This window comes from Gemmatirosa kalamazoonensis, assembly GCF_000522985.1.
GTDB classification, from domain to species: Bacteria; Gemmatimonadota; Gemmatimonadetes; order Gemmatimonadales; family Gemmatimonadaceae; genus Gemmatirosa; species Gemmatirosa kalamazoonensis.
Genome location: NZ_CP007128.1, coordinates 2,711,392 through 2,726,647, shown reverse-complemented (window position 1 = coordinate 2,726,647; position 15,256 = coordinate 2,711,392). Strand labels below are relative to the sequence as shown.

8 protein-coding genes are annotated in these 15,256 nt (G+C 72.3%); 3 read left to right on the top strand and 5 right to left on the bottom strand.

All coding sequences use genetic code 11. From position 1 onward, the window contains the following. Window positions 1-175: 175 nt before the first annotated feature. A complete protein-coding gene (locus J421_RS11705) occupies window positions 176-1,081 on the top strand; it encodes a diacylglycerol/lipid kinase family protein (protein ID WP_025411363.1) in 906 nt (301 codons plus the stop codon). On the opposite strand, the gene J421_RS11700 is transcribed toward J421_RS11705, so the two are convergent. After that, window positions 1,071-3,242, bottom strand: a complete 2,172-nt coding sequence (locus tag J421_RS11700; protein ID WP_025411362.1) for a penicillin-binding protein 1A — start codon at window positions 3,240-3,242, stop codon at window positions 1,071-1,073. The two genes, J421_RS11705 and J421_RS11700, sit on opposite strands and share 11 nt — an antisense overlap. Before the next feature lie 137 nt (window positions 3,243-3,379). On the opposite strand from J421_RS11700, the gene J421_RS11695 reads away from it, so the two are divergent. After that, window positions 3,380-4,411, top strand: a complete 1,032-nt coding sequence (locus J421_RS11695) for a polysaccharide deacetylase family protein (protein ID WP_025411361.1) — start codon at window positions 3,380-3,382, stop codon at window positions 4,409-4,411. Between the two features lie 87 nt (window positions 4,412-4,498). On the opposite strand, the gene J421_RS11690 is transcribed toward J421_RS11695, so the two are convergent. Beyond that, window positions 4,499-4,804, bottom strand: a complete 306-nt coding sequence (locus J421_RS11690) for a carboxymuconolactone decarboxylase family protein (RefSeq protein ID WP_104023101.1) — start codon at window positions 4,802-4,804, stop codon at window positions 4,499-4,501. Between the two features lie 53 nt (window positions 4,805-4,857). Further along, on the bottom strand, window positions 4,858-5,463 hold the full coding sequence (locus J421_RS11685; protein ID WP_025411359.1) for a hypothetical protein: 606 nt from the start codon (window positions 5,461-5,463) through the stop codon (window positions 4,858-4,860). A gap of 720 nt (window positions 5,464-6,183) precedes the next feature. Between J421_RS11685 and rho the strand changes: the two genes are divergently transcribed. After that, entirely contained in the window at window positions 6,184-7,884 is a 1,701-nt protein-coding gene (gene rho / locus J421_RS11680; protein ID WP_025411358.1) for a transcription termination factor Rho, read from the top strand. An 83-nt stretch (window positions 7,885-7,967) separates the two neighbouring features. On the opposite strand, the gene J421_RS11675 is transcribed toward rho, so the two are convergent. Together J421_RS11675 and J421_RS11670 are read right to left on the bottom strand one after the other, a co-directional pair. Beyond that, entirely contained in the window at window positions 7,968-12,809 is a 4,842-nt protein-coding gene (locus J421_RS11675; RefSeq protein ID WP_025411357.1) for a translocation/assembly module TamB domain-containing protein, read from the bottom strand. Then, window positions 12,809-15,256: a BamA/OMP85 family outer membrane protein gene (locus tag J421_RS11670; RefSeq protein WP_025411356.1), complete on the bottom strand. Its 2,448-nt coding sequence runs from the start codon at window positions 15,254-15,256 to the stop codon at window positions 12,809-12,811. Before J421_RS11670 ends, J421_RS11675 begins: the two co-directional genes overlap by 1 nt.

Here is a 15,256-nt window from a genome sequence, read left to right as displayed (position 1 = left end):
GGCGCCGCGCTCTGCGCCGGCGGTACGGCGCTGGCGATAGTGCGCGATGAGGCGCGAACGACGCCCGCATCGCTGAACCGCGCGGTACGACGCCGTCGAGCGGTGTGAGACACTGCTAGCGCTTCATCGCGCCGTATCGATCGCGCAGCATCGCCACCGCCGTGAACACAGCGCCGTGACCTCTCCCGCCCGCATCCCCGCGTTCGTCAATCCACGCTCCGGCAGCGCCGAGCAGGTGCGCGCCGCGCTCGAGGCCGACCCGCGCTTCGACCTGCGCGTGGTGGACCCACAGCGACTCGCGGAGCTCGTGCGCGCCGAGGCGGCGCGTGGGACGCCGCGCGTCGCGGTCGCCGGTGGTGACGGCACCATCGCGCAGGGCGCGGGCGCGGCGGCGGGGACGCCGCTCGAGGTGGCCGTGCTTCCGGGCGGGACGCTGAACCACTTCGCGCGCGACATCGGCATCCCGCTCGGCGACTTTCCCGCGGCGCTGGACGTCGCGGCCACCGGCGACGTGCGGCCGGTCGACCTCGCGTACGTGAACGACCGCGCAGTGCTGAACACCAGCTCCGTCGGCCTCTACGTGCTGTTCGTGCGCACGCGCGAGCAGCTGGAGCGGCGGCTCGGCTACCACCTCGCGAGCGTCGTCGCGGCGATCCGCGTGTGGGCCGGGCTGCGCGGGTTCGTCGTCGCGTTCCGCACGAGCGACGGGATCGCGCGCACCTATCGCACGCCGCTGCTGTTCGTGGGCGTCGGCGAACGCGCGCTCGAGCGCGCGGCGAACGGGCTCGGCGCGCGGATGCCGACGGGAGCGCACGCGCTGCACGTGCTCGTCGTGCGCGCGAACACGCCGTCGAGCGTCGCCGCGCTCGCGTTCGGGGCGCTGTTCCGCGGCGTGCGCGCGCTCACCCACGGCGACGCGCTCGACGCGTTTCTCGTCGACGAGTGCACGGTCACGATGCGCCGCAAGTGGGGCAACGTGTCGATCGACGGGGAGCTCGTGCGGCTCCCCGCCCCGCTGCACTACCGGCTGGAGCGCGGCGCGGTGCGCGTGGTGCACCCGCGCGACGGCGTCACCACTTGAAGATCTTCTTCAGCGCGCGCGACAGCTTGCTGCCGACGCTCTTCCCCGCCTTCTCGATCGCCTGCGGGAGCGTGCCGTTCGGCAGCGTCTCGTCGATCTGCGGCTCGGCCTCCACGGGCGGCGAGGTGTGGATCGGGCAGTAGCCGGTCGGCTCGGTGCCGGCCTTGAACCACTCGTCGCGCACCCGCGGGCACCACTCGGTGGCGAGGTAGCCGTTGTCGGCGTCGATCGTGCGACGCACGAGGCCCGGCGGCGGCGCCCAGTCGAGCCCCTTCTCCTTCCAGCCGGTCTGGTAGAACTCCGCCCACGCCGGCGCGGCGAGCCGGCCGCCCGACGCGCCGCCGCCTAACGTGCGCGGCTCGTCGTAGCCGAACCAGAAGCCGGCGATCAGCGTCGGCGTGTAGCCCACGAACCAGACGTCGGTGCCGTTGTTCGTCGTGCCCGTCTTGCCCGCCACCGGCCCCGTGACGCCGTAATCGCGCACCGCGCGCCCCGTCCCCTCGTCCACCACCGAGCGCAGCATCGACGTCAGCAGGAACGCGTCGCGCGCCTCCATCACCGGCGTGCGCTGCGGCGGGTCCGCGGTCCACAGCACCGTGCCGTCGTTCGTCGCGATCGCGAGCACGATGCGCGGGCGGACGCGATAGCCGCCGTTCGCGAACGGCGCGTACGCCGTCACCAGCTCGAGCGGCGTCACCTCCACCGCGCCGAGGGCGAGCGACGGCACCGGATCGAGCTTGCTCGTGATGCCGTTGCGGTGCGCGACCTCGACGATGCGCGGCTCGCCGATCGATCGGCTCACGCGCACGGTCGCCGCGTTGGCCGAGTGCGCGAGCGCGGTGCGCAGCGTCGTCTGGCCGAGGTACTCGTCGTTGTAGTTCGACGGGCGCCAGACCTTGTTGCGGTCGATCTGCACCTCGATCGGATCGTCGTCGATCTCGGTCGCGGGCGTCATGCCGCTCATGAGCGCCGTGGCGTACACGAACGGCTTGAACGCGGAGCCGGGCTGCCGCCGCGCGTCGGTGGCGCGGTTGAAGTTCCCGCGCTCGTACACGCGTCCACCGACGAGCGCGCGCAGATCGCCGGTGCGCGGGTCGAGCGCGACCATCGCCCCCTCGGCGCCGGCCCGTCCCGTCACCGAGCCGATCGCGTTCGCGCGTTTCAGCACCGCGCGCTCGGCCGCCTGCTGGGCCTTCAGGTCGAGCGTCGTGAGCACCGTGAGGTCGTACGACTCGATGTGCTGCGCATCGCGCACCGAGTCGACGAGCTCGCGCACGACGTCGAGCGCGTACGAGTCGGTCTTCGAGTCGGGGCGCCACCCTTCCTTGTTCACGACGAGCCGCTCGCCGGCCGCGCCGCGGGCCTGGTCGGCGTTGATGTATCCCTCACGCGTCATGAGCGCGAGCACGAGGTTGCGGCGCCGCAGCGCCCGGTCGGGCGCCTTCCGCGGCGTGTACGCGCTCGGACCCTTCGGCAGCGCGGCGAGCATCGCGGCCTGGGCGAGCGTGACGTCCTTCACGCTGCGGCCGAACAGGTCGCGGCTCGCCGCCTCCACGCCGTACACGCCGTTGCCGAGGTAGATGACGTTGAGGTAGAGCTGGAGGATCTCGTCCTTCGTGAGCGCGCGCTCGATGAGGCGGCTCAGGCGCAGCTCGATCAGCTTGCGCTGCACGGAGCGCTCGCCCTGCCGCTCGACGGCGAACGTGTTGCGCACCACCTGCATCGTGATGGTGCTGAACCCCTCGCGCACGCCGCCCGCGCGCAGGTTCGCGCCGACGGCGCGGAACGCGCCGCGCCAGTCGACGCCGCGGTGCTGGTAGAAGCGGCGATCCTCGGTGGCGATGAACGCCTGCCGTACGTGGACCGGCACCTGGGCGAGCGGCACGTTCACCCGGCGCACGAGGCGCAGCCGCCCCATCGCCGTGCGGTTGCGGTCGAGGATGCGGCCGCCTTCCGTTGGATGGAACGCGCGAATCTCGGCGCCGCTCGGGCAGCCCTCGAGTCCGCACGTCGCGACCCACACGTCCCCGAACGTGATCGTGCCGAGGACCAGGGCGAGGGCGAGCAGCCCCGGCCACTGCTTGCGCATCCAGAGCCGCGGCGGGTTCGCCGGATCGGGACGCAGGCGCGCGCGAAGACGCGCGAGGCGCTCGTTCAGCATGGCGACTTCTTAACGCACAGGGTACGCCAGCACCCCGGGGCACCGGCTATCGTTCCGGGCGGATGGAATGGCTCGTGCCCAGAGCCAGTCCCGCGGCCCCGCACGGGCGCCACGCTCCGACCCCCCCGCTCCCAGAGATGTCTCGTCGATCCGCTCCGCTCGCCGCCGCGCTGCTCGCCGCGGCCACGTTCGCCGCCTGCGCCAAGGGCGACACCCACCGCGCGCCGGCCACCACCGGGGACAGCGCCGCGTCCCCCGGACAGGCCACCGCCGACTCGACCACCGCAGGCGGTGAGGTGGCGGCGTCGTCCGCCGGGGCCCCCGGCGGCGGTCGCGCGCCGAACCTGAACGGGCGCATTCCCGTCCTCGAGTACCACGTCATCGGCGGCGAGAAGAACGCGATGTACACGCGGACCGTCGCCAGCTTCAAGGCGGATCTCGAGGAGGTGTACAAGCGCGGCTATCGGCCGATCAACATGTCGCAGCTGCTCGACAAGGACTTCCGCGACGTGCCGCCCGGGATGTCACCCGTCGTGTTCGTGTTCGACGATGCGTCGCCCGAGCAGTTCAGCTACCTCGGCGAGGCGGGCAAGATCGATCCGAACAGCGGGGTCGGCATCTGGCTCGACTTCGCGAAGTCGCACCCCGGATGGAAGAACCGGGGCACGTTCTGCATGCTGAACGGCGGCGCCGCCGGCCACAACTTCTTCGGCGACGGCCCGAAGTTCAAAGGGCAACAGAAGGCGTGGCGCTTCCAGAAGGTGCAGTGGCTGAACCAGCAGGGCTTCGAGCTCTGCTCGCACACGCTCTGGCACGCTCGGCTCGACAAGTACTCCGACGCCGTGGTGCAGGAGCAGATCGCGCGGAACGTGATGGGGATCGACTCCGCGGTGCCCGGCTACCGCGTGCGCTCGTTCGCGCTGCCGTACGGCATCTGGCCGAAGAACCGCGCGCTCGCCTGGTCCGGGTCGTGGACGGACCCGAAGAGCAAGAAGACGGTGACCTACAAGTTCGACGACGTGATGGAGGTCTCCGGCGGCCCGACGCGCAGCCCGTACGACCCCGCGTTCAACCCGCACAGCATCACCCGCATCGAGGCGGTCGGCGACGACATCCGGAAGACCCTGGAACGGTTGGACGCCACGAACAACCGGTTCGTCGCGAAGTGAGTGGCTCGGGACTCGGGACTCGGGACTCGGGACTCGGAACTCGTGCCCCCCGAGTCCCGAGTCCCGAGTCCCGAGTCCCGAGTCCCGTTAGGCCCTCTGCTCCAGCTCCGACCACCGATCCACCGCTCGCCGCATGTGCGGGATCACGATCGAGCCGCCGACGATGAGGCCGACCGACAGCGCCTCGAAGATCTCCGGGCGCGTCACCCCCTCCTCGGCGCAGCGCACGAGGTGGTACGTCACGCAGTCGTCGCACCGCAGCACGAGCGACGCGACGAGGCCGAGGAGCTCCTTCGTCCGCACGTCGAGCGCGCCCGCCTCGTAGGCGCGGCCGTCGAGCGCGAAGAAACGGTTCACGACGAGGTTGTTCTCGCCGAGGATCTCCGCGTTCATGCGCTCGCGGAACTGCCGGAACTCCTCGAGCGAGCTCCCCTTCGTCTCCTCGCTCACAGCTTCCACCCCTTCAGCGTGTTCAGGGCATGGTCCAGCGCGGCGCGCTGCTCGGGGTGCTCGGCAGACGCGTGCAGCTCCTCGTAGGTTGCGATCGCGAGGGCGAGCGCCTCGTCGTCGTGCTCGGCGCCGGCGAGGCTCGCCGCGTTGTCGGCGAGGAGCGCCTTCGCGAGCTGGTCCTGCGGGAAGCGGCGGGTGACCTGCAGCCAGCGCTGCGTGCGCTGCCGCGGGTCGGATTCGGTCAGCGCCCACATGTGCCACGCGCCACGGTTCGTCGGATCGATGCCGATCGCGCGCGTGGCCAGCTCCCCTACCACCTCCGGGCCGCGGCCGGTGAGCCAGTACGCGTTCCCGAGGACGACGAGCGCCTGTGCGTCGTCGGGACGGAGCGCGACGACGCGCTCGTAGAGGGGGCCGGCCACCTCGGGGATCTGGCGGTACGGCGCGGCCGCGGCGAGGAGCGCCTCGGCGCCGGCGTCACCCTCGGCCTCCGCGGCGAGCGTGAGCAGGCGGGAGACGAGTGCGCCGGCGTCACGCGTCGCGTCGTAGCGCGCGACGGCGTCGTGGACCTGCGCGCTGAGATCGGAAATCTGGGTCGACATGGATCGGAACTTAACTCGCCGGGGTACCACCGTTCGCGCCAGTAGACACGACCGGGTTGCGCGACACGCGGCCCGTTGCGATACTCGTAGTGCCTTCGGCAGACCGATAGTCGCTGGCCACCAGCGCACGCGGCGGCCCCCCGAGACACGGGGACGAGCAGATCGCCGACGTACGGTGTGGCCGGGTCGCCCGAGCCAGTGCGGCGTCAGCGGTCGCGATCGGACCGCGCGTGAAACGCCCGCGCCCCGTGTGACTCCCGAGGCAGTCGCGTCGTTCGAGACGGTTCGCCCGCGCATTCGCCGCGCTCGGGGCGCACTCCCTACGACGACGCGCACAGCGCTCCCCGCACGTCGCAGCACCCGCGGCCAGCCGCGCGATCCGCTGTGCTTCCATTCTGGCGGACGCCGTTCAGACGCACCTGCGCCACGTCCTAACGCGCTCCTGGGCGAATGCCCGCGGGAAGCGCCCGGTCCCTTCGTGGACGTCCATCACCTCGACCCTCTCGCTGCATGAACGAACCTCGCCGCCCCGTCCGGCGTGGCCGCGGCCGGCAATCCGCCACGCCGCAGCCCGACGCCGTGGGTGAAGTCAATCCGTACCGCGATGATACGGACGCCGGTCCGTCGACCGGCACGGCGACGGTGCCGTCTCCCGCTCCCGCTCCCGCCCCGGCCCCCGCGCCGACGGAGCCACCCGCGCCCCCCGCGGACTCCCGCCCGGTGTTCAGCGAGACGGTGAGCTTCGGCGGCGACCCGGACGTCGACCTCGGCTCGCCGACCGACCTCGCGGGTGCGGCGCAGAACGGCGCCACGCGCCGCCCGGGCCGCGGCCGCCGCGGACGCGGCCAGCGCCGCGACGAGGCCCCGCGCGCCGAGAGCGCGGCGAGCGACGCGAGCGACGCCCCCACCGGAGAGGCGACGTTCCCGGTTGCCCCCGCGGAGCCGCGCGGCGAGCCGCCCGCCGTGCGCGAGGGCCGCGCCGAGCAGGTGCCCGAGACTCGGGAGCCGCGCGAGTCGCGCGAGCCGCGCGAGCCCCGTGAGCCCCGTGAGGGCCGCCAGCCAGGGCGCGATGGGCGCGACGGGCGCGATGGCCGCAACGGCCGCGACTTCCGCAACGAGCCGCGCAACGGCCCGCGCTTCGACCGTCAGGGCGATCGCCAGAGCGATCGACAGGGTGGCCAGCAGGGTGGCTTCGACCGCGGCGGTCGTCCCGACCGCCACTCGCGCCGCCGCAACCGGCAGCGCAACCGGCAGCGCGATCAGCAGCCGTTCGATCGCCAGCCGGTCGTCACCGCCGCCGACACCGCGTTCGCGGGCTGGCTCGGCGTCGGCCGCGACGGTGGGTTCGTTCGCCAGGCGGTGAACAGCTATCTGCCCGGTCCGAGCGATCCGTTCGTGCCGCAGGCGGTCATGAAGCAGTGGGGGCTGCGGCCCGGCGACAAGGTCGAGGTCATGGCCGGTCGCGACCAGCGTGGCCGCATGTGCGTCGTCGAGGTCACGAAGGTGAACGACGAGGAGCCGCAGGCCGCGGTGAAGCGCCCGGACTTCCAGGCGCTCATGGCGACGTACCCCGACCGCAAGCTCACGCTCGAGACGCGCAAGATGAAGGGCGGCCCGGAGATCACGCGCCGCGTCATCGACCTCATCGCGCCGATCGGCTATGGGCAGCGCGCGCTCATCGTGGCGCCGGCGCGCAGCGGCAAGACGATGCTGCTCCAGGCGATCATGGAGGGCGTCGCGCTGAACCACCCGCAGGCCGCGCTGCTCGTGCTGCTCGTCGACGAGCGCCCCGAGGAGGTCAGCGACATGGTGGCGTGCGGCTACGGCGAGGTCGTCGCGTCGAGCTTCGACATGCCGGCCGAGCGGCACCGCGAGGTCGTGGAGATGGTGATGGAGCGCTCGCGCCGGCTCGTCGAGCTGGGCAAGGACGTCGTCATCGTGCTCGACTCCATCACCCGCATGGCGCGCGCGTTCAACACGATCGAGCGCGGCATCGGGCGCACGCTGTCGGGCGGTCTCGACGCGACGGCGATGGCGAAGCCGAAGGCGTTCTTCGGCTCGGCCCGCGCGGTCGCGCCGTCGCACGGCGGCGGGTCGCTCACCATCATCGGCACCGCGCTCGTCGAGACGGGGTCGCGGATGGACGACGTGATCTTCGAGGAGTTCAAGGGGACGGGCAACTGCGAGATCAAGCTCGATCGCTCGCTCTCCGAGCGCCGCATCTACCCGGCGATCGACATCCCCGCCTCGGGCACGCGCCGCGAGGACAAGCTGTTCCGCCCCGACCAGCTCGACGCGGTGTACGTGCTGCGCCGCGGGCTGCAGCAGATGCCGCCGGCGGCCGCGATGGAGTGGCTCATCAAGCGGATCGGCGTCACGACGTCGAACGACGGGCTGCTGAGCGGATTGCGCGACGCCTGAGGTTATTGGACCGCGGAGGACGCAGAGGACGCAGAGGATACCAATTCACTCTTGGTTTCCTCTGCGTCCTCCGCGGTTCAAGCTCAGAACCGCCAGTTCCTGACGAGGAACAGCCCGAACGCGTTCTTCGGGTCGATCGTCTGCGGCGAGAGCGACGGCGGCGGCAGGAAGTAGCGCGGCTGCCAGTTCGACTCCAGCTGCAGGCCTAACAGGTGCGCGAAGCGGTACTGCACCACGAAGCCCGGGATCGGCGGCGTCCCCTCGAAGAACACCGGCGTCGCCTGGAACGCGACGTAGAGCTGCCGGTTGAAGTACTTGCCGAACTCGATCTGCGTGCCGCGCACGAACTGCTCGAGCCCACCGCCGAGGTTCCCGCCCGCGAACTCGTCGGGCAGCCCAGGCACCGGCGTGATGTTGAAGACGTCCGCGCCGAGCGATCGCCCCGCCTTGCTCTCGAGCTGGTCGACGATGACGCCCGTCGCCACGCTCGCGATCTGCTTGCGCGCGAGCGCCGCCGTCGTGCCCACGAGGCCGTTGTTCGGCGACGACGAGCTCACGCTCGACCCGGAGCCTAACGACAGCAGCTGTCCCGTGTTGCTCCCGAACGCGAGGTAGCTCAGGAGGTCCGACTGCGGGATCGGCGGCTGCGCGTCGCTCTCCAGCGAGATGCGCGGTGCGGTGAGCGTGCCGCCGATGAGGATCCGCACGGTGAGCGGCGGGCGGCCGTTGGGCACCTCGTACTCGGCCACCACCTGCAGGTTCGGGTCGAGCTCCTGCGTGCCGATGAACGTGGCCGAGCCGCTCTTCACCTGGAAGCGCTTGCTCAGGAACGTGTACTGCCCGCGGTCGGTGTTCACGATGCCGTCGAGCACGACCGCCTGCTGCGCGCGGTTCATGCGCACGCGCAGGTCGCCGTCGCTGTACACCTCCACGTTCGCCTCGCGCGAGCGCACCCACGTGTCGCGATCGACGCCCACGTACACGTCGGTGCGCAGGTTCGCGAGGAGCGGCGACTGCTGCTCGACGAGGTCCTTGTTCGCGAGCCGAGTCGTGTCGAGCACCGCGAACACGGTGGGATCGCCGGACGAGATGACCTCCTTCTTGTCCGACTCGGGGACGTAGATCACGCCACCGAGCACGCGCGCGCCGCCGCTCACGAACACGCCGTCGAACGGACCGTACGCCGCGATCTGCGCGTCGGCCTTGATGCGGCCGATCTCGTTGTCGAGCACCGTCGCGCGGTCCGCCGTGACGCGCAGGTCGAACGACGGCGCGGACAGCGTCTTGATGCCGATGCCGCCGTGCAGCGCGATGCGCCCATCGGTGCGGCCGGCGATGGAGTCGATGACGACCGTGTCGCCTCTGAGCCGCAGCGCGCCGTTCACGTCCTTCATCAGGATCCCCGCGGCCGTCACGCGGAACCCGGCGTCGACGAGGTTCACCTGCCCGGCGATCTCCGGCTTCTTGATCGTGCCGCGCACCGTGCCCGCGCCGCGCGCCGACCCGCGCACCTCGGCCACCGCGTCGGTGAAGCGCGACGCGAGGTCGAGCGGCAGCGAGTCGGCGCGGAAGTCGGCGACGAGCGGCGCGTCGTCGGCGAGCCGCGGTCCCGTCACGCCCTCGAGCGCGAGGTTGATCGGCAGGCTGCCCGTCACCTCGAGCAGCGTGCGTCCGGTGTCCGGCTGCGTCGCCGCGACGCGGCTCCCCTGCGCCGTCGCGAGCGCGGCGAGCAGACTGCCGCGCGCCTGCGCGCGGCCGGTGAGGCGCCGGTTCGCGTAGTCGATGTTCGCGGCGAGGCTCGGCAGCGCGGTGCCGCGGAAGCTCGCGCTGTCGAGCGCCGCGGTGGCGCGGATGATCGGCGCCGTGAGCGGGCCGGTGATGCTCGCGTCGACGTCGGCGAGGCCGCGCACCGGCACGTCGCTCTGCAGCAGCCCCACGACGTCGGCGACCTGGAAGTTCTCCACCTGCAGCCGCATGTTCGCCGCGCCGCCGGTGGGCAGTCGACCGTCGACGAAGATGCGGCCACCGTAGCCGTTCGTCAGCTCGAGGTTCTCGACCTCGACGCCCGGCTGCCCCCATCGCACGGCGCTCGGGTGCGTCCCGGCCCAGAACGTGGTGTCGAAGCGCATGACGAGCCGGCCGAACAGCAGCTCCCGGCGGTCGGGATAGATGCCGTAGTCAGCGCGTACCGACACGTCGCTCCCCTTGTTCTGCCACACCGCGAGCTGGAGGTTGCCGCCCGGCTCGCGGTACGACGCGCGCACGTCGATCGAGTCGAGCGCGAAGCCGCCCACGAGGAGCGAGTCGGCGACGCCGGCGACGGCGAACGTCTGCTGCTTCGTGCGGATGGCGTTGCCCGCGTACGCGAACCGCGCGCGCTGCACCGCGTTGCCGAGCGCCACGAGGTTCACCGCGCCGGCGCGGCCGCGCGCGTCGAAGCCCTCGATGTTGCCGCGCAGCACGCCCGCGGCGTAGACCGCGCCGGCGAGCGAGTCCTTCGCGATCGTCTGCGGCGTGTCCACCGCGATGCGCGGGATGGTCGCCTCGCCGACGGCGAGCCGCACCTGGTTGCGCTGCGCGTTGCGCGTGGAGTCCGCGCGGGCGGCCGCCACGCGCTCCGCGAGGATCGCCGGGCGCGGCTGGACCTTGCCGGTGAGATGCGGGATGTAGCGCGCGAGCCCGGCGAGCGAGTCGACGTGCGCGAGGTACGACAGCTCGCCGCTGCGCCCCGCCACGAGCCCGAACGTGCCGAGCATGTCGAGGCGCGTCTGCGGCGCGCGCACGGCGAGCGTGTCGACCGTGAGCAGCCCGCCGGCGATGCGCAGCCGGGCGCGCGAGCTGTCGATCGCCACCGTGTCGATGCGCGTCGTGCTGACGTCGGCGTCGAGCCGCGCGACCATCGTCTTCGGGTCGCTGCCGCGGCCGCTCACGTCGGCCCGCGCGGTGATCGACGTGCTCGGCGCCTTCGCGACGACGGCGTTCGCGTTGAACAGCTCCAGACGCGTGCGCAGATCGTACGTCGGCACGTCGCCCATGCCCAGCCGGCCGACGACCGAGACGCGGCCGCCGTCGTTCAGCGCGAGCGCCGACGTCACGGCGAAGTCGCGCATCGTGCCCCGCAGCCGGATCGGCCCGCGCGCGCTGCCGCGCAGCCCGATCGCCGGCGCGAACCGCCCGACCGTGACGAGCGACAGCGGCCGCGCGTCGACGTCGACGTCGAACCACGGATTGCCGGTGCGCCCGCGCACGCGCGTGCGTTCCCGCTCGCTCGCGAGCACCGGCGCCGCGCCGTCGCCCGCGGTGCGACGCGGCGGGATGGGAGGCGGCGCGTTAGGCGAGCCGCTCATCGCGACGGCGGCGCGGCCGACGAGGCGCGAGATCTGCCCGCGGTCGGCGTGCGTGAGGTCCATCCCGGTGACGTCGAGCCGCGACGTGGTGCTGCCGTTCACCGTCGCCCGGCCCGTCACCGTGCCGCCGACGGGGAGCGTCGGTGCGTAGATCTTCGCGAGCGCCACCTGGAACGGCGCGAGCCGCACCTGGAGGTGCCGGGCGCGCACGACGCCGTCGGACGCGCCCACCACGCCGTCGGCGACGATGCGCGACCGTCCCGAGCGCGGCTCGTCGAACGTCACGTCGCCGTCGAGCGCGAGGTCGGCGAGCGTGCCGTCGGCCTTCAGCCGTCCGGTCAGCGTGCCCGGGCGCGGCGACTTCGCCGCCGGCACGAGCTCCTCCAGCATCGTCGTCGTGAGGCCGGCGAACCGCACGTCCGTCGTGTCGATCCGCACCTCGGGGGTGAAGCTGAAGCCGAGGTCCCCCTGCACCGTCGTGCGCGCCGAGCGCAGGTCCATGCCCGCGAAGCGGAACACCGACGTGTCGCTGCCGCCCATGAAGACGTGGAAGCGGCTCGTCGCGATGCCGCTGTCGGGGAGCGCCGGCATGAGGAAGCGCACGTCGTGCAGCGCCGCCGGCCGAGCGTCGCCGGAGATGTCGAGCCCTCCGGTCTTCAGCCCGTAGCTGCCGCTCAGCGCCGCGAACGAACCGGGCATCCACACCTGCATGTTGCGGAACCAGAGCGAGTCGGCGTCGAGGCGGATGTTGCCGTGCGCCTGCGTCACCGTCGCCTCGGGCGGTCGGAACGGCGACGCGATCACGCGCAGGCTGTCGGCCGCGATGAGCCGCGCCTTCTGCCCGGGCTGCGCGAGGCTCACCGTCGGGAACGCGCCGTAGAGCGACCGGTAGTACTGGACCTGCTGGTAGCCGTTAGGCACCTGCCGCACGCGCAGCCGGAACTTCGACGTCGTGTCGAGCGCCACCTTGATCGCGCTGTCGCGCGACGCGGCGGCGAGCGACGAGTCTGGGTTCCACGGGATGCGCACCGTCACGTCGCCGTCGTACACGTGCACGTCGTGCAGGACGATCCAGCTGCCGAAGCCCGTCGACGTCGTGGTGTCCTTCTTCGTCGTGTCGGATGGGAAGATGCGCTCCCAGTTCCACACGCCGTGCGGCGGCCGGTCGAGCACGAGCACCGGGCGCCACAGCTGCACGTGCGAGAGATCGATCTTCTTCGAGAAGAACGGCCGCACCTGGTAGCCCGTGTGTACCGAGTCGGCCTTGAGGAACGGCGCGCCGCTGGAGTCGGTGATCGCGACGTCGTGCAGCGTGAGCCCCTTCAGCAGGTTGCCGCTGATCCGCCCCACGTGGACGCGCCGGTCGCCCGTGTTGAGTGTCGCGATGAGCTTCCGGCGGATCTGCTCGTGTCCCCACTCGGTGTTCGTGAGCACGAACACGGCGACGACCGCGAGCACGACGAGGGCGAACAGGCTGCCGAGCACGATCGCCGCCACGCGTCGTCCGGTGTGGCGCGCGTGCGGCCGTGGCGGCGACGGATGCGCGTGGTCGGGCGTGGGCGTCTGTTCGGTGGCCATCAGAACGCCTCCCCGATGGAGAGGTGAAGCGTGAGTCGGTCGAGCGTGCGGCGCAGCGCGCTGGCGCTCTCGCGCAGCGGGAAGGCGCGGCATCCGGCCGTGTTGCCGGACGAGCACCCCCGGTTCGCGGTGAGGTCGATCAGCCGCCGGGTGCCGAGGCTGTCGAGCTGCGTGAACACCGGCAGCCGCTCGGTGAGCTTCGGCTTGTACCCGATGTCGACGCGCACCGGCCCCACCGGCGACAGGTAGCGCACGCCGACCCCCGGCGTGATCGCGCCCGTGCCCTTGCCGAGCTCCGAGAGCGCCTTCTCACCGAGGATCGCGCCGTCGACGAACACGGCGGCGAGCAGCGGACCCCAGACCGGGACGCGCAGCTCCACGCTGCCCAACGCGAGCGTGGTGCCGCCTAACGGCCGCTCGATGAAGTCGCGGTCGCTGATGGAGTCGCCGCGCTGCTGGAAGCAGCTCCGCAGCACCGCCGGCGTGACGCCGCCGCCGCCGCACGCGTACGTGGTGTCGCCCTTCTCGATCTTGCGGCCGAGGATGAGGTTCGGGTCGACGGTGAGGACGCGCGGCCCGAGCTCGTTCTCGCCGAAGCCGCGCACGCTCTGCGAGCCGCCGGCGTACATCCGCTTGCTGGGATGCAGCACCGGGTCGCCGCCGGACACGCCCACCGCCTGGTTCGTGCTCGCGAGCGCCTTCACCCATCCCGCCTGCGCGCGGAACGCGAGCACCGAGCGCCGCCAGCCGAGCCGCAGGTACGTCGAGCCCGAGCCGAACACGCGGTTGTAGCGGTAGTCGCTGAGCGTCACCCGCGACGCGTGCTCCAGCTCCAGCCGCCCGAGCCACCCGCTCGTCGGCTCGAGCGGGTTGTCGGCGGTGCTGATGGAGCCGGTGAGCGCGGCCGGCGACAGCCGCTGCTGCCCCTGCAGCGCGTCGATCGTCGGGAAGTCGCACGCGCCGAAGTTCACGCAGAAGTACACCTCGCCCGCCTCGACGCGGTTGATCTCGAAGCGATAGGTGGCGCTCAGCGGCACCTGCGTCGTGAGCTCGCGCGTGAACGCGAGGTTGGCGCCGTAGCCGCGGTCGACGAAGATGCCGGGCGACGAGCGCCGCTGCCCGAACACGCCGCCGCCTAACGTGTTCCGCGGCGACCGGAACCACCGCTGCTGCACGTTCGCGCCGAGCTGGAACGTCGGCGCGAGGTAGCGGCTCTCGCGCGCCGCGCCCGCCGGCAGCGTGGAGAAGACGTCGAAGAACGGCTTCGTGCCGTTGAGCTGCTGCGCGCCGAGGTTGCCGACCGACGCGTTGATCGACAGCCGGCGCGGCCCGCCGAGCCAGTAGTTGTCGGTGTAGTTCGCCTGCAGCGCGAAGAAGTCGGCCGTCGTGAAGCCGGCGCTCACGCGCGCGTCGTGGAGCTGTCCCTCGAGCACGCACACGACGACGTTCTTCGTGCTGTCGTGCGGCGCGCTCGCGCCCTGGCCCGCTGCCGCCGCGGCGGGCGCGGCGCGCGTCGGCGCGCCGGCGGCCTGCTGCGCGCACACGGTGCGGCCCGTCGCGGGCCCCGTCGCGACCGCGGTGTCGATGAGCGCGGAGCGGAACAGCCCGGACTCGTACAGCGCGCGCTGGCTCTCGGCCAGCCGGCGGCGGCGCAGCAGCTGCCCGGGCTCGAACGTGAGCGAGTTGCGGATCGTCTCGTCGCTCACGGCCTTCTTGGAGCTGAGGCGCACGACGTCGATGCGCGCGATCGGCGTGAGCGGGCCGGGGCGCGTCGCGATCGTCACGCGCGCGCGGTGGGCGGTCGTGTCCTCGTCGATCTTCGGCGCCTCGACGACGGCGTTGCCGTAGCCGCGATCGAGCAGCCCGGTGCGGATGCGCGCCACCGCGGTGTCCAGCTTCAGCATGTTCAGCGGCTCGCCCGGCCGCAGCCCGGAGCGCCGCTGCTGCGCGCGCCGGCCCCGCCGCTGGCGCATCACGCCCTGAAGCCCACTGACGACGACCGTGTCGACGATCGTCGGCGGGCCCTCGACGACGTCGAACCGCACGCGCACCTCGTTGCCGTCGCGCGCGACCGTCGTGTCCACCTGCGCGTCGCGCCAGCCGCGCCGGTAGTAGAACACGAGCACGCGCAGCACGTCGCGGCGGAACTCCAGCGGATCGAAGTAGCGCCGCTCGTAGAAGTACGGCGACTTCGAGAACAGGCAGACGGGCCGGAAGAGGAGGCTGAGACAGTGCGACGGCTGCGTCGAGAGCGCCTCGCGCAGCTCGCCGAGCTTCACGGACTTCACGCCGTGGAACTCGACCGTCCGCACCTCGGGGTGCTCCATCTCCTTGGAGTCGTCGTGCGGCGCCTGCGCGCGAGCACGCGCGGACGGAACGGCCGACACGATGCACGCGGCGGCCGCCGCCAGCGCGTGGAACGCGGCGTTGCGGCTTTTGAAGAGCAT